Source organism: Corynebacterium sp. TUM25015 (assembly GCF_056393505.1).
The window spans coordinates 530,351-553,136 of record NZ_CM150783.1 but is presented as its reverse complement, the minus strand read 5'-3'; the positions used below and the strand labels follow the sequence as shown (position 1 = coordinate 553,136).

General features: G+C 62.0%; 20 protein-coding genes. 11 read left to right on the top strand and 9 right to left on the bottom strand.

The features are described 5' to 3' along the window. Positions 1 to 109: 109 nt before the first annotated feature. The 5 genes from AC06DS_RS02555 (at position 110) to AC06DS_RS02535 (ending at position 5,038) form a co-directional block, all read left to right on the top strand. Positions 110 to 688: a hypothetical protein gene (locus tag AC06DS_RS02555; protein WP_477101218.1), complete on the top strand. Its 579-nt coding sequence runs from the start codon at positions 110 to 112 to the stop codon at positions 686 to 688. A gap of 44 nt (positions 689 to 732) precedes the next feature. Then, positions 733 to 3,351, top strand: coding sequence for a DNA polymerase III subunit gamma and tau (locus AC06DS_RS02550; protein WP_477100912.1), 2,619 nt, complete (start codon positions 733 to 735; stop codon positions 3,349 to 3,351). A 132-nt stretch (positions 3,352 to 3,483) separates the two neighbouring features. Beyond that, entirely contained in the window at positions 3,484 to 3,798 is a 315-nt protein-coding gene (locus tag AC06DS_RS02545) for a YbaB/EbfC family nucleoid-associated protein (protein WP_293790906.1), read from the top strand. A gap of 30 nt (positions 3,799 to 3,828) precedes the next feature. After that, entirely contained in the window at positions 3,829 to 4,548 is a 720-nt protein-coding gene (gene recR / locus AC06DS_RS02540) for a recombination mediator RecR (protein ID WP_477100911.1), read from the top strand. A gap of 58 nt (positions 4,549 to 4,606) precedes the next feature. Further along, the gene (locus tag AC06DS_RS02535) at positions 4,607 to 5,038 is read left to right on the top strand and encodes a DoxX family protein (protein ID WP_477100910.1); all 432 of its coding nucleotides are present in this window, start codon (positions 4,607 to 4,609) and stop codon (positions 5,036 to 5,038) included. Here AC06DS_RS02535 and AC06DS_RS02530 read toward each other — a convergent pair. The 3 genes from AC06DS_RS02530 to AC06DS_RS02520 form a co-directional block, all read right to left on the bottom strand. After that, positions 5,035 to 5,844 carry a type 1 glutamine amidotransferase gene (locus AC06DS_RS02530; RefSeq protein WP_477100909.1) on the bottom strand — a complete coding sequence of 270 codons (810 nt, stop codon included), beginning with the start codon at positions 5,842 to 5,844 and terminating at the stop codon, positions 5,035 to 5,037. The two genes, AC06DS_RS02535 and AC06DS_RS02530, sit on opposite strands and share 4 nt — an antisense overlap. Further along, a complete protein-coding gene (locus AC06DS_RS02525; protein ID WP_477100908.1) occupies positions 5,845 to 7,254 on the bottom strand; it encodes a MurT ligase domain-containing protein in 1,410 nt (469 codons plus the stop codon). Between the two features lie 66 nt (positions 7,255 to 7,320). Beyond that, on the bottom strand, positions 7,321 to 7,668 hold the full coding sequence (locus tag AC06DS_RS02520) for an ArsR/SmtB family transcription factor (RefSeq protein WP_005292343.1): 348 nt from the start codon (positions 7,666 to 7,668) through the stop codon (positions 7,321 to 7,323). 105 nt (positions 7,669 to 7,773) lie between these two features. Between AC06DS_RS02520 and arsB the strand changes: the two genes are divergently transcribed. Beyond that, entirely contained in the window at positions 7,774 to 8,880 is a 1,107-nt protein-coding gene (gene arsB, locus AC06DS_RS02515; protein ID WP_477100907.1) for an ACR3 family arsenite efflux transporter, read from the top strand. Between the two features lie 3 nt (positions 8,881 to 8,883). After that, complete coding sequence (locus AC06DS_RS02510) at positions 8,884 to 9,303, top strand: arsenate-mycothiol transferase ArsC (RefSeq protein ID WP_239387169.1); 420 nt, start codon at positions 8,884 to 8,886, stop codon at positions 9,301 to 9,303. A gap of 200 nt (positions 9,304 to 9,503) precedes the next feature. On the opposite strand, the gene AC06DS_RS02505 is transcribed toward AC06DS_RS02510, so the two are convergent. From AC06DS_RS02505 to AC06DS_RS02495, 3 genes are all read right to left on the bottom strand, one after another. Then, on the bottom strand, positions 9,504 to 11,258 hold the full coding sequence (locus tag AC06DS_RS02505; RefSeq protein WP_477100906.1) for a DNA polymerase III subunit epsilon: 1,755 nt from the start codon (positions 11,256 to 11,258) through the stop codon (positions 9,504 to 9,506). A 66-nt stretch (positions 11,259 to 11,324) separates the two neighbouring features. Continuing rightward, positions 11,325 to 13,112, bottom strand: a complete 1,788-nt coding sequence (gene leuA / locus AC06DS_RS02500) for a 2-isopropylmalate synthase (RefSeq protein ID WP_477100905.1) — start codon at positions 13,110 to 13,112, stop codon at positions 11,325 to 11,327. A 256-nt stretch (positions 13,113 to 13,368) separates the two neighbouring features. Further along, the gene (locus AC06DS_RS02495) at positions 13,369 to 14,340 is read right to left on the bottom strand and encodes a DMT family transporter (protein WP_477100904.1); all 972 of its coding nucleotides are present in this window, start codon (positions 14,338 to 14,340) and stop codon (positions 13,369 to 13,371) included. Between the two features lie 285 nt (positions 14,341 to 14,625). Between AC06DS_RS02495 and AC06DS_RS02490 the strand changes: the two genes are divergently transcribed. Together AC06DS_RS02490 and AC06DS_RS02485 are read left to right on the top strand one after the other, a co-directional pair. Then, complete coding sequence (locus AC06DS_RS02490; protein WP_293790898.1) at positions 14,626 to 15,891, top strand: aspartate kinase; 1,266 nt, start codon at positions 14,626 to 14,628, stop codon at positions 15,889 to 15,891. Positions 15,892 to 15,980: 89 nt separating this feature from the next. Then, on the top strand, positions 15,981 to 17,060 hold the full coding sequence (locus AC06DS_RS02485; RefSeq protein ID WP_477100903.1) for an aspartate-semialdehyde dehydrogenase: 1,080 nt from the start codon (positions 15,981 to 15,983) through the stop codon (positions 17,058 to 17,060). A gap of 3 nt (positions 17,061 to 17,063) precedes the next feature. Here AC06DS_RS02485 and AC06DS_RS02480 read toward each other — a convergent pair whose 3' ends face one another. Genes AC06DS_RS02480 through AC06DS_RS02470 form a run of 3 tightly spaced genes read right to left on the bottom strand, consistent with a single transcriptional unit; the run spans position 17,064 to position 20,429 of the window. Then, positions 17,064 to 18,338 carry a ferrochelatase gene (locus tag AC06DS_RS02480; RefSeq protein ID WP_477100902.1) on the bottom strand — a complete coding sequence of 425 codons (1,275 nt, stop codon included), beginning with the start codon at positions 18,336 to 18,338 and terminating at the stop codon, positions 17,064 to 17,066. Positions 18,339 to 18,372: 34 nt separating this feature from the next. Next, a complete protein-coding gene (locus tag AC06DS_RS02475) occupies positions 18,373 to 19,782 on the bottom strand; it encodes a TIGR01777 family oxidoreductase (RefSeq protein ID WP_477100901.1) in 1,410 nt (469 codons plus the stop codon). A 20-nt stretch (positions 19,783 to 19,802) separates the two neighbouring features. Continuing rightward, complete coding sequence (locus tag AC06DS_RS02470) at positions 19,803 to 20,429, bottom strand: RNA polymerase sigma factor (RefSeq protein WP_477100900.1); 627 nt, start codon at positions 20,427 to 20,429, stop codon at positions 19,803 to 19,805. A gap of 77 nt (positions 20,430 to 20,506) precedes the next feature. Here AC06DS_RS02470 and AC06DS_RS02465 point away from each other — a divergent pair, with 77 nt between their 5' ends. Then, positions 20,507 to 22,138 carry a catalase gene (locus AC06DS_RS02465; RefSeq protein WP_477100899.1) on the top strand — a complete coding sequence of 544 codons (1,632 nt, stop codon included), beginning with the start codon at positions 20,507 to 20,509 and terminating at the stop codon, positions 22,136 to 22,138. A 160-nt stretch (positions 22,139 to 22,298) separates the two neighbouring features. After that, positions 22,299 to 22,724: an organic hydroperoxide resistance protein gene (locus tag AC06DS_RS02460; protein WP_477100898.1), complete on the top strand. Its 426-nt coding sequence runs from the start codon at positions 22,299 to 22,301 to the stop codon at positions 22,722 to 22,724. Positions 22,725 to 22,786: the final 62 nt, after the last annotated feature.

Sequence of the window (22,786 nt, the reverse complement as noted above, 5' to 3'; positions counted from 1 at the left end):
CATTAACACCGAAGAAACATTCGTTTGGGTTCAGGGGTTGCTGCCCGGCGAGCCGACCATCGCACGCCGCAGGATCAACGATTCCTTCCCTGAGTTCGCTGTCGCCGAGGTGTTTCTTGGTGACGCCCCCACGGATCAAAACCCCTCATCCCATGAGGGCGCTGTAGAGGCCGTGCTGGCTGAGACGGTTGCCATGACCATCGACGCGGGGCGCATGGAATCCGGCCTGCAGACCGAGGACGGTTCCGATCTGCGCGTCGAATTGCTGACGGTGGTCAGCGGACACGACGATACCGCTGCTGATTTGTTGGCACATGCAGCCTCGATGATCTCCCAGGATCCAACTCACTGGCCGCCGCAACCCGGCACGCTCCTGCCCGACGTTGTCCAGCAGATGGACGCAGAATCCGAGCGGAAGATCACCGCCCGCAATGGCCTGTTGGTTGTGCCGTACGTATGGGACGATGGCGTGCCGCACGTTCACGAAGTCACCTCTGGCGGAGCGAGCCGCCACTCCAAGGAAGATGACGCGGACGTGGAGTTCACGCACCCTGGCCGACTGACCATCGCAGCTCAGCTGGTGATGCTCACCGATGAAGAGCTGGAGCTGGCGCAGACGGCCGGTGTAGCCGCGGTGCAGGAGCGGTTGGTACGTGAGGGCGTCAATATCAATGACATCTGGCGCTAGACCAACCGTAATGGGTCGTCGCAGGCGGAATGTAGGCTAGGTTCGTGGCACTTTATAGGAAATACCGTCCGGCAACATTTGCCGAGGTCGTGGGGCAATCTCACGTGACCGAACCGCTGTCCGTGGCGCTGGATAGCGGGCGGATTAACCACGCATATCTGTTTTCGGGGCCGCGCGGTTGCGGTAAGACTTCCTCCGCGCGCATTTTGGCCCGCTCTCTGAACTGCGTAAAGGGGCCGACGTCTACGCCGTGCGGGGTGTGCGAGTCTTGCGTATCACTGGCGCCGGGCGGGCCGGGAAACCTGGACGTCACGGAGCTGGACGCGGCGACGCATAACGGTGTGGACGATATGCGTGAACTGCGCGAACGTGCTTTCTACGCGCCAGCGGAATCGCGCTACCGGGTGTTTATTATCGACGAGGCGCACATGATCTCCACGGCAGGTTTCAATGCTCTGCTGAAGATTGTGGAGGAGCCACCGGAGCACCTGATCTTCATCTTCGCCACGACTGAGCCGGAAAAGCTGCTGCAGACGATTCGTTCGCGTACCCACAACTATCCCTTCCGCTTGCTGGCACCGCCGGATATGCGCGGGCTGTTGGAATCGGTGGTGTCCGGTGAAGGCGTGCCGGTGGAAGATGCCGTATATCCGCTGGTTATCCGTGCGGGCGGCGGGTCGCCACGCGATTCGCTATCCATCATGGATCAGCTGCTCGCCGGTGCCGGCCCGGAAGGCGTGACATATAACCGCGCGCTCGCTCTGCTGGGAGTGACGGATTCCACCCTGATCGACCGTGCCGTGGACGCGCTGGCGGAGCATGACTCCGCGGCATTGTTCGCCGTGGTCGACGAGGTGATCGATGCAGGCTATGACCCGCGCAGATTCGGCGAGGACTTGTTGGATCGTTTCCGTGACTTGTTGGTCGTGCAGGCTGTGCCGGATGCCTTTGACCGGGGGCTGGTAAATGCGCCGGAGGAGTCCCGTGAGACTTTGCGTGAGCAGTCGGAGAAGATGGGGCAAGCGACGCTGACCCGCTGTGCTTCCCTGGTAAATGAAGGGCTGGCGCAAATGCGCGGGGCGACGGCGCCGCGACTGCTGCTGGAGATTCTATGTGCCCGCATGGCGCTGCCTGCTGCGGGTATGACAGTGGAAGCACTGGCGCAGCGCGTGGAGGCTTTGGAAAAGGGGCGCGGTGGCGCAGCTACCAGCGCGGGTACCGGCACCGGTGTGCGCGGTAGTCGAGCGGAAATGTTTGCGCGCCGGAGGAAAGCTGCGACCCAGCCGGATCAGCCAGGCCAACCAGCACAGGAGGAACAGCCCGACGAGCAAGCGCAACAGTCGCAACAGCCGCGGCAGCTACAGCAGCCGCCGCAAATGCAGCCTGAGCAGCCTAAACCTGAGGAGGCTGGTCCACCGGTCGCAGGACCGACTGCGGAGGAAGAATCCCCGGCAATCGCTGAGGCGCGCCGGGCTCGGGACATCATGCAACGCCACCGCAGAGCCGGAGCTGCGGAACAAGCAGGATCAGCTGGACCAGCAGAACCAGTGGTACCAAAGGAGCCGACGGAACCAGTGGCTCCAGCGGCTCAGGCAGAGCCTGCTGCTACGGCAGAATCTACGGAGACGACTGACTCCGCTCCCGCCGAGCCTGCGCCGACGGCAATGGATTCGGAAACGTGGGCGCGGATCATGGATGCCGTCCATGACAAGGACCTGAGCGCCTGGATTGCGCTACGGGGAGCAAGCCCGCGTGCAACCCAGCCCACTGCAGGCGAACTGCATGTGAACCACCACACCGGATCGTTGGCGCGCCTTGTCGGTGGGCAGAAAAACGCAGGCGTCTACTCGGAGGCGATCAAAACCGTCACGGGGAGCCCAGCCCGCATCGTGGTCTACGTCAGCGGAAAACCTGTTGGGGACGAAGCCGCAGGAGGCGATGCAACGGGAAAAGCTGAACCGGCGGAGGCTCAGCCCGCCGCCGGTGAGGATCAGGAAACAGCCCCGACGTCCACCGCGCCCACTGCCACTCCTTCCTCCACCCCGGTGAACCCCGTACCAGCGGAAACGCCGATGGATGCGGTGGCCTCCCGCAGTGCCGCCAACAGCGCCCTGGAACGAGCCCGCGCGATGGAAGAAGCGATGCGCAAAGCCTCGCACTCTCACCGCAACGGTAAATCCAATGCTGATGCCAACCAAACGGATACTCCTGCGCAGGACGATCCGAACTCCGGCTGGCGTGCGCGCGCCGAGCGGGCCAAGGCGCGCAAGAAGTACAACATGGAAAATGGCTTTAACGGAGTGCCTTTGCCCGATGAGCCGCCTGCTGATGCTTTTGCCGACGGACCAGTCGACGCCTGGGACGGCAGCGCTGCCGCTTCCGTTGCCAACCCCGCCGACTCAGCTCGGGACTATGCGGCCGATGCTCCGCTACCGCCGGAACCCATGGAGGCCGAACCTCAGCCAGCGGAGAACCTCCCGCAACCCCAACGTGAGATTGGGGGAAAGGAGAGCGAGGGGGCGTCACAAAGAAATGAACAAAGAGAACGCGACGAGCTGCTCGCAGACATCGAGCGCGCCCCCGGCGAGCGCGATCACCGCACACCATTGGAAATCGCAGGTGAGCTGATCGAAAAGAGCCTCGGCGCGGAGCGAGTTCGCTAAGCGTGAACACCACAGCGACCACACGCGACGGCGCCTAACACGCCTGTCGGGACCGACCGGTAGAGTTGTGGAAGAGCAAAATCCAAGCATGGAAAACACCCCATGAAAAACACCAACGAAAGGTAAAAACACATGAGCCAGCCAGACATGAACCAGCTAATGCAGCAGGCACAGCAGGTACAGGCACAGCTGCAGGAAGCACAGCGCGAGATCGCAGCTTCCACCGTTAAGGGCGAGGCAGGCAACGGCCTGGTCACCATCTCCGTCGCCGGCACCGGCGAGGTCACCGACATGGAGATCGACCCCAAGATCGTCGACCCAGAAGATATCGACACCCTCAAGGACCTGCTGCTCGGCGCGTTCAAGGATGCGAACCAGAAGCTGCAGACCCTGGCTGAGGAGAAGATGGGCCCGCTGTCCCAGGGCATGAACGGCCTGGGCTTCTAAGCCTTCTAAGAACTCCAAAGAGAGATCTAGTTGTTCGAAGGACCACTACAGGACGTTATCGACGAGTTCTCACGGCTCCCCGGCATCGGGCCAAAAAGCGCACAGCGCATCGCCCTGCACCTGCTGAATGAGGAGCCGGAAGATATCGAACGCTTCCAAAGCGCACTCGGCCGCCTGCAGCGCGGCGTGACGTTCTGCCGTATCTGTCACAACATCTCCCAAGAGGACGTGTGCCGGATCTGTGCGGATTCCCATCGCGACAAGAGCATCATCTGCGTGGTGGAGGAGTCCAAGGATATTCAGGTCATTGAGCGCACCGCGGAGTATCGCGGGCGCTACCACGTGCTCGGCGGGGCGCTTGACCCACTCAACGGAATTGGGCCAAAGGAACTCAACGTAACCCCCTTGGTGCAGCGCATCGGCGGGGCACTGCCGGATGTTGCGCTCGGCGCGAAGGGCAGCGGTGCCTCACTTAGTGACGCCACATCCACCGTCGGTGACGATTCCCGCACCGGCGACGTGGAAAATGATATCGAGTATGACACAGCCCCCGAGATCGCCGAGGTTATTATCGCCACCGACCCCAACACGGAGGGCGAGGCAACGGCCTCTTATCTAGCTCGCCTGCTGCGCGACTTCCCCGGGCTGAAGGTCACCCGCCTGGCCTCGGGCATCCCGATGGGCGGGGACTTGGAGTTCGTCGACGAGCTCACGCTTTCCCGCGCGTTTGCGGGGCGCACCGCGCTGTAGTCTCTACACCCCTGTCGCCTGTGTACCCCTGTCGCACGGCGGGACTACAGTGGCGCCCATGAGTAAAAACCCTTTGCACAACGCCATCCGTCCGCACCACCTGTCCCGCGCGGCCGGCATCCGCTCCGCCGTATGGGGAACCGTCTTCGGCATCGCAGGCGTACTGCACTTTGTTAAGCCGGAGGGCTTCGACCAGATCGTTCCAGAGGAACTCCCCGGCACCCCGCGCGCCTGGACGCTCGGCTCCGGAGCCATGGAAATCGCCCTGGCCACCAGCATCGCGGCATGTAGCCTGAAGCCCGAATGGCGCCGCGCGCTACGCAGTACAATCGCCCCCGCCGCCGCACTCTTTCTAGTCGGCGTGCTCCCCGGCAACATCAAGATGGCCTGGGACTGGCGCGCCAAACCGCAGCCTGCGCGCGCCATCGCCTTCGCGCGCGTCCCCCTTCAGCTGCCGATGATCCTTAGCGTGGCCAAGCTCGGTGCTTAGAGGCGCTCCTTTCTTAACGACGCCACCTCACGGTTCAACTGTTCCGCCAGCTCACCTTGGAACTCGGGCAGCTCGTTGAATGCAACCCCCATCGCGCGGGCGAGCAGCCAGTCCGCCAACTGCGGATTCCTGGCCAGCACGGGGCCATGCATGTACGTTGCCACAACCGAACCCTGCACCGCGCCTTCGGCGCGAGTCTGCCGGTGAGCATCCTCGCCGGAGAGCCCGGCGGTCTCCGCACCATGGCTGTCGGTGTTGCCCGTGCCCCGGGTAAGGCGCCCCAGGGGCTCGGCATCCGCGCCCAGGATGGTGGCACCCATGTGGTTGGCAAATCCCGTCAGTGGTTCGGTCAGGCCTGTTTCCCCGCCGATTACGGCGGAGGCTGCCGGGGTGGAGGCGATTTCGCCGATCATGCGCTTGGCGAGTTGAGACGTGGTGGCGTCGATAAGCCCCAGTCCCTCAACGGTGCGACCGTGGCTGGTGAAAGACTCGCCAAACACCTGTAGACCAGCACAAATGGCCAGCACCGGGCGGCCGGCGGCGACGGCCCGGGTAATACCACCATCGCTGATAAGGTGCTCGGCGGCCAGAACCTGCGCGGTATCCTCGCCGCCACCGACGGTGTAGATGTCGAAGGTCTCTGGGACGGGCTCTCCCAGGTGGATTGGCTGGATCTCCGCCGCAATACCGCGCATACGGGCGCGCTGCCGCAGCACCAGGGCATTGCCATCGTCGCCATAGGTGCCGAGCACGTCGGGCAGGATCAGGCCGATGTTGAGGTCTGCAGGTTTGTTGGCACTGCTCATTTACGCTTCCCCTTCCTTGTCCAGCACCCGCTTCAAATCGCGGAACGCTGTGTAGTTCGCCAGAACCTCCACGCAGCCCGGCGGGCAGGAACGGATCGCCTCGACCGTATCCTTAATCAAGTTGTGCTCGACGGCGGCGTAGCCCAGGCGAACAGCCAAATCAGTACCGCGCTCGCCGGCGGCCACCACGTGCACGCCCTCGAAGTTCTCGAAGCGAACGTCCCATAGCCACGACAGGTCCTGCCCGTCGGCAACCTGACCATTTACGCTGATCACGAGGCTATCGGCGGTGCGGTCCACCATGGAAAGTGCCTCTTGCCAACCGGCTGGGTTCTTCGCCAGCATCAGGCGCACCTCGTGGTCGCCGAAGCGCACCACGGAGTAGCGGCCTGCGACATTATCCACCTTCTCAGCCGCGGCGATGGCCTGCTCGGTGGGGATCGGACGGTGCAGCAGTTCTCCCACGGCCACAGCCGCTGCGACGGCCTGCGTGGCATTGCCGCGGTTCGCGTTGCCGGGAAGGGTTAGATTCATGGGGTGCAGTTGGCCCTCACGGTCGATTAGCCCTTCATCCGTGATTCGCCAATCGGGGGTTGGCCTGCGGAATTCGCGACCGTCCGGGAGTTTCTTTGCGGCGAACCAGTCCACCACGCCATCCTCGCCGGTGCGGTGGATGATCGCGCCTTCGGTGCGCGGGCAGCTGGTGGAATCGCCCGCCCACCCAAAGCCGGCGCTGACCCACTGGACGTTTGGGGAATCCCAGGCGGCGGAGGTGACAGAAACGTCGTCGCAGTTCGCGATGATCTGCATGTGTGGGCGTGCTTCCACGCATGCCCGCAGTGCCCGTTCGATCTTGTTGATCTCGCCCACGCGGTCCAATTGGTCGCGTGAGAGATTCAGCAGCACCAGTACATCTGCGTCCAATTTCTCGGCAATGCTGGGGACGTGCAGCTCATCGACTTCGAGAACCAGCGCTTCGGCATCGCGCCCGGCGAGTAGAGCGCTAATAACACCAGCATCCATGTTGTCGCCGCCCTCGTTGGTGCAGACGGTGGCTGCAGAGCGAACGGCGCTGGCCAGCATGCGTGTGGTTGTGGACTTGCCATTCGTGCCCGTGACCAGCGCCGTTGGTCGCTTCACGCCACCTTTGCCCGGCCCCAGGCTCGCCATCAGCTGCGGGTCGATGGCCCCGCCGACCAGGCCGCCGATCATGCCGCCGGCTCCGCGGCCCGCTTTTCTTGACGCCCACGTGGCCAGTTGCGCCATGCGGATCGCCACGGAGCTGCGGATCCGCTGCAGGCTGGAGCGACGTGCGCCGGCGGGCTGCCGTTCTCCGTGCTGCGTGGAGCGCTGCGTGGCCGTGCGCTGTTCAGTGCCGGGCTGAGCGCCGGTTCGATCTGATTTACCCATGGGGACTAAGTGTACCCGCAGGGGCGTGCTGGAATTTGGAGGCTGGTGCGCCGGAGATGGCGAGCGTTAGTCCATTTGGAGAACAGCACGAAGTTCAGCGAAGAGTTCGGGCTTTACTAGGTGTGTAACAGTGCGACCTGTTCGGGCCTTGCGGAGCAGACCTGCATCGGTAAGCCGTTTTAGGTGATGTGAGACCGTGGGCTGGCTTAGTCCCGTGATGTCTGTTAGCTGGTTTACGCTGATTGGTTCGCAGCCTTTGGCTGCCAGATGGGAGAGTATTTGCAAGCGGGCGGGGTCGGATAGGACCTTGAACAAGGTGGCATAACGGGTGGCCTCAGGATCCGATAGCGGTCCTTTGCTCAAGGAGCAACATGTGGAGATGTCTGCGAGCGGGAAAATCTGCGGGGTGGCCATACGGGCATCTTATATTGACAGATATCAATATGTCATTTATATTGACGGACGTCAATATGTCATTTGGTTTTATATCGACGTGTGTCAATATCTAAGGAAGGTTGCATGACAGCTTCGTTGCGTCCACGGATGTCCTTTTTGGATAGGTTCCTGCCCGTGTGGATTATCCTCGCGATGGTTGCTGGGCTGCTCGTTAACCGGGTGGTGCCAGAAATCGGAACGAAGCTCGGGGAACTGGAGGTGGGAGGGATCTCGCTTCCGATCGCACTCGGCCTGCTGGTCATGATGTATCCGCCGCTAGCGAAGGTTCGCTACGACAAAACCCGGCAGATTGCGGCGGATAAGCGCCTGATGGCGGTTTCCCTCGTCCTCAACTGGGTCGTTGGGCCCGCGTTGATGTTCACCCTGGCCTGGGTATGTTTGCCCGACGAGCCTGAGCTGCGCACTGGGCTGATTATCGTCGGCCTGGCCCGGTGCATCGCGATGGTTCTGGTGTGGTCGGAGCTGTCCTGCGGGGATAGAGAGGTGACCGCCGTCCTTGTGGCGATCAACTCTGTGTTCCAAGTGCTCATGTTTGGAGTGCTGGGCTGGTTTTATCTGCAGATTCTCCCTGGCTGGCTGGGGCTTCCTACAACCTCGGCAGACTTTTCCTTCTGGTCGATCGTGGTATCCGTCCTGGTTTTCCTGGGTATCCCGTTGACGGCTGGCTTGGCTTCCCGCGTGCTCGGGGAGAGGCTGAAGGGGCAGCAGTGGTACGAGGAAAAGTTCTTGCCCGCGGTTTCTCCCCTCGCGCTGATCGGCCTGCTTTATACGATCGTGCTTCTGTTTGCGCTGCAGGGAGAGCAGATTACGGACCACCCGTGGACGGTGGCTCGCACGGCGGTCCCGCTGGTGGCCTACTTCGCTGGAATGTTTGCCCTGGCGCTGGCTGTGTCCAAGGCTGCGGGGTTGAATTACGCCCAGTCGGCCTCTGTGTCTTTTACCGCTGCGGGCAACAACTTCGAGCTTGCCATCGCCGTGTCTATCGGTACTTTTGGTGCGACCTCTGCGCAGGCACTGGCTGGAACGGTCGGCCCGCTGATCGAGATTCCGGTGCTAGTCGGTCTGGTCTACGTCATGCTGTGGGTGGGTCCTAAGCTCTTCAACGGCGATCCGACACTGCCCGTGCAGCACAGCAGTCCAGCACGTTCCGTCTCGATGGGGGAGGATTAAACCATGACCAATAAACCCAAGGTACTTTTCGTCTGCGTAGGCAACGGCGGCAAGTCGCAAATGGCGGCCGCTTTGGCGGACAAGCATGCTGGCGAGGCCATTGAGATTCATTCCGCTGGCACCAAACCGGCAACGAAGCTCAACACGGAGTCGGTGGAATCCATCAGCGAGGTCGGCGCGGACATGTCCGACGGCCGCCCAAAAGCAGTAGACCCGCAGTTGCTGCGAGAGGCTGACCGGGTGGTCATCCTCGGCAAGGACGCTCAGCTGGAGCTACCCGCCGACGCGCAGGGGACCCTCGAGCGGTGGGTTACTGACGAGCCCTCCGAGCGCGGTATTGAGGGCATGGAGCGCATGCGACTGGTGCGTGATGACATTGACGCTCGCGTGCGCGCACTTATCACCGAGCTGAAGGGCGACTAACCGGCGCCGAGCTGCCAGCTGGCTTTGGGGAGTGATGTCCAAAATTCCAGGTCTTAAAATATAACTAATCTATTCATGCAGGTCAGAGGGTTACGTTTTTGGGCTGCAAATGAGCTACTTTTAATAACTCGTAGATTTTGGACATTGACGCTCTAGCCGCCCCCTGCTCCGGCGCCTTCGAGGGGGCGGGGCACGCCGGGCTAGTTTCCGCCGTTGGCGGAACCCCCGGAACTCTTGCGGCGCCGACGCCTCCGACGATTTCGCTTACCGCTGGGTCCCGGGATTTGCCCCTCGCGGCCGCCAGAGGTGGCGTTGCCCTTGTGGCCGGAGTGGCCGGAGCTGCCAGAGTTGGCGTTGCCCTTGTGGCCGGAGTTGCTGGAGCGACCGTTCTTGTTCGACTTCTTAGACCTGCCGGATTTCCCCGAACCCGACCCGCCAGCGCCGCGCCCACTGGAGCCCGACCCGCTAGCGCCCGACCCGCCAGCGCCTGAGCCGCCACGCGGACCTGCCAGCCCACTGGTCCGGGGACGCGCGCCGGCACCCGGCTTCGTTGGCTTGGCCTCCTTCTCACCGGGCTGCACATTAGCCAGCAACGCCAGGAAGTCCTCATCGCGCACCAGCGGAATGCTCTTCCGGTCAGCGTGCATCGCCTTACCGCGCAGCTCGTAGTTCTCGTTGCACACCACAAGCGAGCTGCGACGATTTAGCTTTTCGCTATACGCCAGACCCGCGGCAACACCTTGGCCAATCAGCTCGTCCGGGTCGATTGCCACGTCCGGGCTGACCACAAACTCCATACCTTCAACCAGCGGCTCCCCGCTCTTCCACACGCCAGGATTCACGAAAGGCCGGGGAGAATTAGCGGCGTCAATACGAAGGCCACTGCGGCGCAGCCCGAACTGATCGGCTGCGAGGTCTTCGGGATCCAGCACCGTCAGCTCGCCGCCTCGCTGTTGTGCGACCGCGAGGGCCGCGGTGAGTCGCGCGTTTGCTTCTAGCAGCTCGTCGGGGTCGATCTCTCTCTTGGTTAGTGACGCCGCCGCACCAACCTCCGGCAGTGCTGTCGCAGGGACGTGCACGGCGGGCCTGCTGGGGCTTCCAGATGCGTTTGTGCTGGTGGAAGCCTCAGTCTGGGAAGCGTCACCGGCAATACCGTAGCTGGCGACGATAGCGCGCAGACGAGGGTCGGTGGAATCGATGGCCTGGCGGCGAGCGGTGGCGAGCGTGTCGATGATGGAAACCGGTGCGGGCATTGGAATGCGCCGCCCCCCGCGACCGCGGCCACGGCTGCGGCGGCCGCGGTTCGCGGAGCGTTGTACCAGCTTGAACTCATGAGTGAGGAAGCCCCACACATAATCGGACTCATGCATGATGAGTGTGCGCCCGTCCAGCGCCTGGTGGATCAGCTGCGCGCTGGAGTTAAAGCCGAGAGCTTGGGAAAGCTCGTTGACCTGGTAACCGTGGAGGTGCCAGGGGCCTGCGTCCTCGCCGGGGTTGAGGTGGCGGGTAAGCGCAGTGACCTCCTGGCCGATGTTGATGGTGGGCAGGTCGGCTGTGTCGGTGACGCTGGCAGCATTGTTCGTCGTGGGGGCTGCGCCGGGGCCGAAGAACACCACGGAAAGGGCCACCAGACGAGAGGTCTTCGGGTGGATACCGGACGTGGAGATGCTGACAGCCGCGAACGGCGCCTCTTCCAAAGACGGGAGGTCGTGCAGCGCGGATTCGAGTTCCTCGCGTGGGCTCGACTGGTCGGCGTTTTCGGGGGAGCCGGAGGAGTCAGGGGAGGAACCAGCGTCTACGTCAGCGCGTGAACCAGCGTTATGGCTTGCACTCACATCCGAAAAAGTTACAGCGAGAGAACCTGCCGGGCGGCTAACCCTCCGGCGCGGGCGCCGGCGGCGGCGCGCGCCGGTGTGCTCGGGGCCGGGGACGGCCGAGTGATCGTTCTCATTCATGGATTACATACTACCCAGCAGGGTGGGGGCTCCTGTGGCCAGGCTGCAGCCCGGCAGACAGGGCCTTTAAGCACCCTGGGAAACGCCCGCAGCAGCGTCCTGGGAACGGTTCACCGCAGAGGTAATGGCCTTCAGCGAGGCGTAGGTAATAGAGCTTGCAATGCCCACACCCCAGTACTTTGCGCCGTTAACCTCCGCCAGGACGTAGGCCGCAGCTTCGGCGTCATCGCCCGAGGTACGAGCGTGCTGGCTGTACTCCTGCACCTCCACGTCGTAGCCCAGCTCTTCCAGCGCGTTGCAGTATGCGCTGATCGGACCATTTCCGCGGCCCTGCACGGTCTGCGGTTCGCCGTTGAACTCGATCTGGCCGGTGACCTTGGCTTCCTCACCCTCACTCTGGCCGCCGTCGACGGTCAGAGAGATCGTCTCGATCGGGGAGACGCGATCCAGGTATTCGCCGGAGAAGATATCCCACATGGCTTTCGGGTTAACCTCGCCGCCTTCGGCATCGGTCACAGCCTGTACGACGGAGGAGAACTCCACCTGCATTGGCCGCGGCAACTGCAGGTTGTGGTCGGTCTTCATGATGTAGGCCACGCCACCCTTGCCCGACTGAGAGTTCACGCGGATCACGGCCTCATAGGAACGGCCAACGTCCTTCGGATCGATCGGCAGGTAAGGAACCTCCCAGGTATCTTCCGCGAGAGCGTCCAGACCCTTGTTGATCGCATCCTGGTGAGAGCCAGAAAACGCAGTGAACACCAGGTCGCCGCCGTAGGGGTGGCGCTCCGGCACGCGCAGCTGGTTGCAGTATTCAACGGTGCGGCGTACCTGGTCGATGTCAGAGAAGTCGATCTGCGGATCCACACCTTGGGTCAGCATGTTGAGCCCCAGGGTCACCAGGCAGACGTTTCCGGTGCGCTCGCCGTTGCCGAACAGGCAACCTTCAATTCGATCCGCACCGGCCATATAACCCAGCTCGGCGGCGGCCACACCGGTGCCGCGGTCGTTGTGCGGGTGCAGCGACAAAATGATGGAGTCGCGGCGGTTCAGGTTACGGTGCATCCACTCGATGGAGTCCGCGTACACGTTCGGGGTGGTCATCTCTACCGTGGAGGGCAGATTCAGGATGATGGGGTTCTCCGGCGTCGGATCCATAACCTCCACGACTGCATCGCAGACTTCCTTGGCGTAGACGACCTCGGTGCCGGTGTAGGACTCCGGGGAGTACTCCCAGCGCCAGTTGGTATCCGGGTAGTCGGCGGCGATGGTCTTGATCAGCTCGGCGGCGTCGGTGGCCAGCTTCTTGATGGCTTCCTTGTCTTTGCGGAACACGACCCTGCGCTGCAGCTTCGAGGTGGAGTTGTAGAAGTGGACGATGACGTTCTTTGCGTCCTCGCAGGCTTCGAAGGTGCGGCGGATCAGGTGCTCACGGGCCTGCACCAGCACCTGGATGGTGACGTCATCGGGGATCATGTTGTTCTCGATGATCTCGCGGACGAAGTTGAAGTCGGTCTGGGAGGCGGAGGGGAAGCCGACCTCGATCTCCTTGTAGCCCATGTTGACCAGCAGTTCGAACATGCGGCGCTTGCGCTCCGGGCTCATGGGGTCGATCAGCGCTTGGTTGCCATCGCGCAGATCTACGGCACACCACTGCGGGGCACGGTCGATGACCTTGTTGGGCCAGGTGCGGTCCGGCAGAGTGATTTCCTCTACCTCTTCGAAGAAGGGCTGGTAGCGGACGTGGGGCATGGAGGAGTTGCGCTGTTTGTTCCATGCAGGTTGATCCGCGGGGATCTCGCCGTTGGGGGTATTGATGCGGGCGGGTGCGGAGATGAAAGTGTCGTTAGACATAGGTGGGGGCTCCTGAAAAGACGGGGAAGAAGTTGTTTGTTCTTTGTCGTGATTCCCGACCGGCAACACCAAACTCCGCGACGGGGTGCCGGTCGGTGGGTGAGCTGTTTGCTCACTATCGCTTAAAACCTTTGAGCCCCGCCGCGTCACAGAAGCAGGTTGCGCGCTGGCGTAGTCATGTTTCCGACTATAACCCGACTATTAGCTACGTCACATGAGAATGATGTTTTATCCCACTATTTGGGATACGTGTCCCTCATTGTGGGGTGGTTGTTGTGCTATTTGGTGACGCCGTCATGTCGGTTGCCCCAGTTTCGGCGGTCGCATTAGTCGCGCTAGTCGTGGTTGTATTGGTCGTTGTATTGGTCTCTTCGTCGCCATCCTCTTCGAGAGACTTCCGGCTGAGAATCACTGTCGAGATCAGCATGACGGCGGTCGCGGCTGCCATGTAGGCGTATTCCCATTCTGTGATGCGGAACTTCTCGCCCAGCACGATATATCCCAGAATGAACGCAAAAATCGGCTCCACTACCGTCATTGCGGGCAGGGAATTCTTAAGTGGGCCGGCGTTAAATGACGCTTGTTGTACTGCCGTGCCCACTGCTGCGAAAGCGATGAGCGTCCATAGCTCCCAGGAGGCGAGAAGTGCGGGCGCCCCGGAATCACTAAAGACGTCCACCACAGCCTTCGATAGCACGGCCACATAGCCCATGATCGCGCCGGTGATGGATCCCAAAATCAGCGCGCGCAGCGCCGCTGCCTGCTCCAACGCGTAAACGAAGAAGGCTAGTAGAACTACTGCTCCAATGCCCAGGCAAATAAGCCAGACTGTCAGATCGGGCTCGCGGTGCCCAGGTGCGGGGTTGCCGCGTATCACCAGTACAGCTACTGCTGCGGTTAATAGTCCCGCCCATGCGGTTTCGGACGCCGATATCCGTCGTCCGTCGTACTTCGCCGACAGTGGCAGGGTGAACATCAAGGAGAGGACCAGGATCGGCTGTACTACCAGCAGTGTTCCGAATGCCAGCGCAATGATCTGCAGTAAGTATCCAAAAAGGGCGCTGGCAACACCGACCCACCACATGGGCTGTTTGATGGCATCCATGATGGCGCCGCTGCGGTTTTCGCCGGAAGCGATAGCGATGCGGTGGCGTACCACCGTCCCCCAGGCGATGGTGAGGGCTGAGCCGAGGGCGAAAACAACTGCAAGAGCGTTGTTTTCGATCATCGCGCCCCCTTACCTTTTCTATGCCGTTTCTATCTGCTGTGTTATCTGTGCTGCGTTGTTATCTGCACTACGTTTTTCTCAAAGCTTTACTGGGGTAACTGTATCGGACTCGGGGAGGGGAGTCGATTATTGGCCAGTGGTGCGCGTGTTACGTAAGTGGCGTATGTGATTGCCTGGGGTGGGGCGTCATAAAGAAGAAATAGTTCCCCGAAACCTAGCCTCAACCAAACAGACCAACTAGTCTAAAATCTGATTAAGAATAGAACCGGAAGGTGGCAACAACCAGTGGCGCTCATCGTTCAGAAATACGGCGGCTCCTCGCTGGAAAGCGCGGAGAGGATCCGGCGCGTAGCCGAGCGAATCGTGGAAACCAAGAAGCAGGGAAACGACGTGGTCGTCGTGTGCTCTGCCATGGGAGACACCACCGATGATCTGCTGGAGCTTGCCGAACAGGTCAACCCCGTGCCGCCCGCACGCGAGATGGACATGCTGCTGACCGCCGGTGAGCGCATCTCTAACGCGCTGGTCGCCATGGCTATTAACTCCTTCGGTGCCGAAGCGCAGTCCTTCACCGGTTCCCAGGCAGGTGTGCTGACCACCGAGCGGCACGGCAACGCGCGCATCGTCGACGTGACGCCGGGGCGCGTGCAGGAAGCGTTGGACAACGGGAAGATCTGCCTGGTCGCGGGTTTCCAAGGTGTGAACCGCGAGACGCGCGATGTCACCACCCTGGGCCGTGGCGGATCGGATGCCACCGCCGTCGCGCTCGCCGCCGCGCTCAACGCCGATGTGTGCGAGATCTACTCCGACGTCGACGGCGTGTACACCGCGGATCCGCGCATCGTGCCGAATGCGAAGAAGCTCGACACGATCTCTTTCGAAGAAATGCTGGAAATGGCAGCCGTCGGTGCGAAAGTGCTGATGCTGCGCAGTGTGGAGTACGCTCGCGCATTCGATGTGCCCCTGCGCGTTCGCTCCTCATACAGCACCGACATCGGCACCCTCGTCTCTGGATCAATGGAGGATATTCCCATGGAAGAAGCAGTACTCACCGGCGTGGCCCACGACCGCTCCGAAGCTAAGATCGCCGTCCTCGGTATCCCGGACTCCCCGGGGGAAGCGGCGAAGGTTTTCCGTGCCATCGCTGATGCGGAAATCAACATCGATATGGTCGTGCAGAACATCAGCAAGATCGACAACAACCGCACTGACATCACCTTTACCTGCCCACGCACGGATGCAACCCGCGCGATGCAGCTGTTGAAGACCATCAAGGAGCAGAACGACTGGCAGGACCTCATCTTCGACGATCACGTGGGCAAGGTGTCCTTGGTCGGCGCGGGCATGAAGTCCCACCCCGGCGTAACCGCCGACTTCTGCGAAGCTCTGCGCGATGTAGGTGTCAACATCGAACTGATTAGCACCTCCGAGATTCGCATCTCCGTGCTGATCCGCGACACCGACGTGGACAAGGCCGTACGCGCTATCCACGATCGTTTCCAGCTCGGTGGCGATGAAGAAGCCATTGTGTACGCTGGGACGGGACGCTAAAGTAGTCAAAACAGCAGCTCACATGTGCTGCATGGGCAGCTGAAGAGCGCTAAGCAACACCCCGAAAGATAGAAGAGGTAGATCCCCGAATGACCACCATCGCCGTCGTTGGAGCAACCGGCCAAGTGGGCCGCGTCATGCGCGACATCCTCGTCGAGCGGAACTTCCCGGCGGACAAGGTGCGTTTCTTCGCCTCCGCCCGCTCGGCGGGCAAGGCCCTAGAGTTCCGTGGCGAGCAGATCGTCGTCGAGGACGTCGCCGCCACCGCCACTGAGGATTTGCGTGGTATCGACATTGCCCTGTTCTCCGCAGGCGGCGGAACCTCCCGCGAGCACTCCCCGCGCTTCGCCGAAGCTGGCGCGATCGTCGTAGATAACTCCTCGGCATTCCGCAAGGACCCGGAGGTGCCGCTGGTGGTCTCCGAGGTCAACCCGGAGGATGCCAAGCACACCCCAAAGGGAATCATCGCCAACCCGAACTGCACCACCATGGCTGCCATGCCCGTGCTGGGCGTACTGCACAAGGCCGCGGGGCTGAATCGCCTACACGTCAGCTCCTACCAGGCGGTTTCCGGCTCTGGACTGGCCGGAGTGGACGCGCTGGTGCGTCAGGTGCTGGATAACCTGGGCAGTGATGTCAACGGCGAGGCCGACAATAGCGAGGTCGATCAGTCCGAGGGGCTGCGTAAGCTGGTCCACGACGGCTCTGCCCTGCACGCCGACAACCTGGAGCCATATGTAGCGCCCATTGCCTTCAACGCACTGCCGCTGGCTGGCAATCTCGTGGACGATGGTTCCGAGGAAACCGATGAAGAGCAGAAGCTGCGCAACGAGTCCCGCAAGATTCTGGGAATCCCCGAACTGCGCGTCGCTGGCACCTGTGTCCGCGTGCCCGTCTTCACCGGTCACACCATGACGATCCACGCAGAATTCGACCGCGAGATCACCCCGGATACCGCCCGCGAGCTGCTGGCCGAGGCTCCGGGTGTGAAGGTAGTGGACGTCCCCACCCCACTGGCTGCCACGGGCATCGACGAGAGCCTGGTCGGACGCATCCGCCAGGATCAGACCGTCGACGGCAACCGTGGCCTCGTGCTGGTCGTTGCTGGCGACAATCTGCGCAAGGGCGCGGCTCTGAACACCATTCAGATCGCGGAGCTGCTGGTTTAGCGGCTAAACCTCGCTACCGCAGCAGCCCGGAGCACACGGCTTGCCGTTGAACGTGTGGCCGAAATCCGGAACCGTGGTCAGTTCACCGACCACTCGTGCCGCCAGGTTTCGCGCGGCCAGCTGATCTTCAGAGAGGTTGGAACTGGGGGCGTCGCTACCAACAACAAGATCGACGACCATCTCGGCGAAACCGGCGGTCAAGCCCGGAGTGGCAACACGCACGAAGGGGATGCCCGCCTTCGCAGCGGCATCGCGTGCCTCGGTATCCAGGTCCCACTGCACCTCCACGTGATCGGTAATGAAACCGACCGGGCACAGCACGATAGCGCGCTTATTGCCAGCCGCAGCGCGCGCCTCAATATGGTCGCACACATCCGGCTCGAGCCACGGCACATGCGGGGAGCCGGAACGTGACTGCCACACGACCTCGACGTCGAGGTTCGTGCCGACGCCGACATCAACCCCTACCGTTTCACCCGTGTGAGCAGGGCCATCCCCGCGGCCACCGACGTTATCGTGCCGAGCCAAATGGCCGGTCCAGCCATAATCCGCGCCGCTGCCGGGGTGGTCGGCGAAGCTGCTGGACTGCTGAATCAAGCGCGAAGCATCCAACACCTGCTGGGAGTACAGATTCCCGCCGAACTTATGCGGACCGGCGGCCTTATCCGCCACAGTCGGCACGGAGTGCGCGGTGAAGATCAGGTCAGCCTCCTCCGCGATGTCTGCGCCATAATCAGCCCGCAGCTGAGCGCGGGCAGCATCCACTGCCTGGGAGAACTCTGCGATGAAAGTAGGGTGGGAGTGGAACTGCGGAAGTCGCTCCACGGTCGGGGGCTGCAGGCCAGCTTTCTCGCACGCATCGATCGCCCTGCGCAGATCTTCCTGGTACTGCGAACAACCCGAGTAACCACCCCAGGCACTGGTGGCGAATACGTAGACGTGGCGGATGCCATCACGGGTCATTTGCTGCAGCGTGTCCTCTACATAAGGCTCCCAATTGCGGTTGCCGAAGTAGACGGGAAGGTCGATGCCGCGCCGGGAAAGCTCAGCCTCGATATTGCGAATCAGCTGCTTATTTTGGTCGTTGATCGGGGAGCGGCCACCAAGCGCAAAGTAGTGCTCGCCTACCTTTTCCAGGCGTTCGCGGGGGATGCCACGGCCACGTGTGACGTTTTCCAGGAAGGGCACCACGTCTTCGGACTTCTCCGGGCCGCCGAAAGACAGCAGAAGGAGAGCGGAGTCGGGGGCGATGGGCTGGTTGCTGGCGCTCGTGCTCATGTAGACAAGCCTAGCCCTAGCTACCTGACATTCCTTAAACCAGCTGCGCGTCTTCTCGCCCCAGTTCGTGCCGCAGCGCAGCCTCCACAGTGCGGTAGCGGAATGGGTGGCCCAGTTCCTCCAGGCGCTTCGGCACCACGTGTTGGTCGGCCAACGCCAGCTCTCTAGCGCCCTGCTTTCCCAGTAGCACCTCCGGGGCCTGCCTGGGCACGGGGATCAGCGGGAAACCACCTCCGACCTTCGCCAGGATCTGTGTGAACTCGGCATTCGTCAGCACTTGCGGGCCCACCGCGTTCACCGGGCCGTGAAGGTTCGGGTCGATGGCCGCACGGTGGTACACATCCACCACATCGTCCAGAGCCACCCATGCGAAGTGCTGGCTGCCGTCACCTAGATGCCCACCGCCCATGCGCACGCTGGTGAGCAGTAAATCCAGCATTTGGGAACCGCCGCCCAAAACCAGCCCACTGCGAACATTTACTACCCGCTTACCCGCTGCACGAACCGGTTCGGTTGCCTGCTCCCAACCCGCTACGATTTCCGCCAATACGCCACCGCCCTGTTCTGCGGATTCATCCGCTAGGGTGGCGCGATCATTGCCGTAAAACCCGACGGCAGAGGCACACACCATCGTCTCCACGCTAGGGGTTTCCGCCACCAGTCGCGCCAGCTTCTCGGTCGGGCCCAACCGAGAATCGCGTACTTTCGCCACATGCTGGTCGGTGAACCGGCCTGCGATGGGGTGGCCACCCAAGTGGATCAGTACGTGCACTCCGTCGAGCAGACCGCGCGCCGGGTTTTCTGGGTTCCACTTCCGCACCGTATCGCTTAAGCCCCTACCCCCAGCGCCGTGGGCGCTGCCATTGCCGCGCTGCAGACGAATTACCTCATGCCCCGCCAGTTCCAATAGTGCGCACAGTTGCGTTCCTACCAAGCCACCAGAGCCAGTGACCGCGATGCGTAGTGGATCCTCGTGCAAACGCCGGGCGAAATTCAAGTGCTGCACATCAGCCTGCAGCTGGTTCTGCCGATATGCGAACACCCCTTCAAAAGCCTTTTTCGCAGCCCACCTCGGCAGATTGGTGTGCACAGTGTCAGTGATGACTGTCGCCGCTGCCTTGCCTTGTGTGTCCGCAGACCGGAACTCATGTGTGTGTTCCCACCCCGTGAGCGTGCCGAGCGCCGGGGTTGCGCACACATCGCGAAAAGCCCGCCGATCCGGTGCAGCTCCCTCATAACCTCCAGCCTGGTGCTGTGCCACCCAGGTCACCCCGCCGGGCAGCGCAAACGTCGTCACCCCATCGCGCAGGGACTCTGCCTGTTCGATGAGTTTCATGCGCGTGAAACCTGGCGTCAGACGACGAACGATTCCTGGGCGCCCGTGCAGCGCCCAGACGTCGTCCAAGCCCAAAGGAATGCGGTGAGAAAAGGCGATGGTGCTCATGCCCGCCACCTTATATAAAGCTAGGCTACCCCGAAGCGGCGCTTCGGGCTCTTCTGCCCTTCCTTGGTGACGCCACCGTGCCCCTCGCCGGCCATCTCAACCAAATCCGCACGTGCGCGAGCTACACGGGAACGGATCGTGCCGACGCGCACATTCGCGATCTTTGCGGCCTCGGCGTAGGTGTAGCCCAACACTTGCGTAAGAATCAGGGCCTCGCGCCGGTCGGCTTCCAGCCGGTCGATGAGGGTGCGGGTATCCACCCATTCCGCCCAGCTCTGACCGCCAGTGGTCTCAGCGGCGGGAGTGGAGCTGGTGGCGTCCTCGATCTCCATGACAGAGCTACGAGGACGAGCCATATCGTGGCGAACACTATCGACCCACACGCGGCGCGCCAGAGACAGGATCCAGGTGCGTGCCGTGGAACGCGCAGCGAAACGGGGGAGGGCACTTAAAACCCGCAGGTAGGTCTCCTGCGTTAGGTCATCCGCGCGGTCTGTATCTGCCAGGTGTGCCAGGAGGCGCCACACGTCGTCGTGTGTTGCAGAAATAAACTCCGTGAGTGCCTGGCGGTCGCCACTGGCGGCGCGCAGGGCGAGATCGGTGACAGCGGCATCGCGTGCCTGGCTGTCTGGTGCCTGGCTGGTCATGGAGTGATCCTAACACGCGGTGCTCGGAATTCTGGCAAGGTGGATTGAAGAGCCGACTCAGGTATCAGGAGGTACCCATGACTGCTACAAACGACAAACACAACAACACAGAGGCCATCACATCCGCGAAGGACGTAGCCTCTCGCGGCGTGTGCCCATACTCCGGGGTTTCAACGAACGTGAACGGTTCCCCGGTCAGCACCGAAGAGCACTCTGCCTCGGTGGGCGAGCAAGGTCCGCTGCTGCTGTCCGACGTACACCTCGTGGAAAAGCATGCGCACTTTAACCGCGAGCGCATCCCGGAGCGCAATGTGCACGCCAAGGGTTCCGGCGCCTTCGGCGAGCTGACGATCACCGAGGATGTATCCAAGTACACCAAGGCCGATCTGTTCCAGCCGGGTCGCGTGACCCCGATGTTGGCCCGTTTCTCCACCGTTGCAGGCGAGCAGGGCTTCCCCGATGCGGTACGCGACGTGCGCGGATTCTCGCTGAAGTTTTACACCCAGGAAGGCAATTACGACATCGTGGGCAACAACACCCCGGTGTTCTTCCTGCGCGATGGCATTAAGTTCCCCGACTTCATCCGTTCCCAGAAGCGCCTGTCGGATTCCGGTCTGCGCTCGGCGGATATGCAGTGGGATTTCTGGACCCGTTCCCCGGAGAGCGCACACCAAGTGACCTATCTGATGGGTGATCGTGGTATCCCGACCGATTTCCGTCACATGGACGGCTTCGGCTCCCACACCTACCAGTGGATTAACTCTGCCGGCGAGCGTTTCTGGGTGAAGTACCACTTCAAGACCCGCCAGGGTTGGAAGTTCTACAGCGATGACGAAGCCGCCGAGGTCATTGCTTCCGGTAACTTCGATTCTTCACGCCAGGATCTTTATGACGCCATCGAGCGTGGTGACTTTCCGACGTGGGATGTAAAGGTACAGATCATGCCTGTTGCCGAGGCCGAGGGCTACCGTTGGAACCCCTTCGACCTGACCAAGACGTGGTCGCAGAAGGATTACCCGTTGATCCCGGTCGGCCACTTTACGCTCAACGAGAACCCGCAGAACTTCTTCGCGCAGATCGAGCAGGCTGCTTTTGCGCCCTCGAACCTCGTGCCGGGTATCGGCCTATCCCCGGACAAGATGCTGCTGGCTCGCGCCTTCGCTTATGCCGATACGCAGCGCTACCGACTGGGTGTGAACTTCCACCAGCTGCCTTCTAACCGCTCCGTGGTGGCAGAGAAGAACTACTACACGGCCAAGGACGGCGCGGGTAACCAGGAGTTCCCACCGGCAGGTACGCCCGTGTACTCCCCGAACCGCTTCGAGCGCCCCGAGGGCGCCAACGACGTCAACGATGGTTCCGGCGCCGTCGAGCAGGGAGTTGGTGCTGGTGAGTCACAGTACGGCTTTGGCCGGGGCCAAGAATCCGCCCGCACTGCCGCCGAGGAGTTGGGTCTGTTTGATGACCTGCACGGCACCGACCTCACCCGTGGCGCCTATGTCCGCCACCCGGAGGATGATGACTTTATCCAGGCAGGCCAGCTGGTGCGCGAGGTATTGGATGACGCTGCCCGGGAGCGCCTCGCCGGCAATATCGCTGGCGCTATGGAGGGTGTATCTGACCAGGTGGCAGAACAGTGCTGGACTTACTGGGGCAAGGTGGACGAGAACCTGCGCGACCGGGTGAAGGAGATCTTCACCAGTAAGTAGGCACTATGCGCCCCGGAGCCATGCGGAGGCGCGAGGTAAGCGAGTTCACGTAGGCTGGTCGCCGAGCGGTGGCGACAAGATCACCCCGCCCAGAGCGAGCTTTAGAAATAACGCTAGAGATCACTTCGACAAGCAGATTGAAGAAAGGACTGTTCTTCACATGAGCGACGTACTGTACACAGCAAAGGCAATTTCTACCGGCGGTGGCCGCGATGGCCACGTCGCTACCGATGACCGTCAGATCGATCTGGATGTTCGCCCGCCGCAGGCACTGGGTGGTTCCGGCGAGGGCACCAACCCGGAGCAGCTTGTATCCGCCGGTTGGGCAGCATGCTTCAACGGCGCTCTGCAGAAGACCATCAAGGAAGCCGGCGTCGAGCTGGAGCAGACCCCGGAGGTTACCGTCGAAACTTCCCTGAACAAGGTTCCGGAGGGCTTCCGCCTGTCCGCTAAGATCACCGCCACCATTTTCGGCGTGGATCAGGCTAAGGCCGATGAGCTGGTCGCTGACGCACACGCGTTCTGCCCTTACTCCAAGGCCATGCGCGGTGAGATCGACGTGGAAGCCGTTGCCGTCGTCGGCTAAGAGTTTTTAGCTTTCGCGGGAGACCCCCGTACAGCGAATCCAAAACAAGGGAGCCAGCCCCC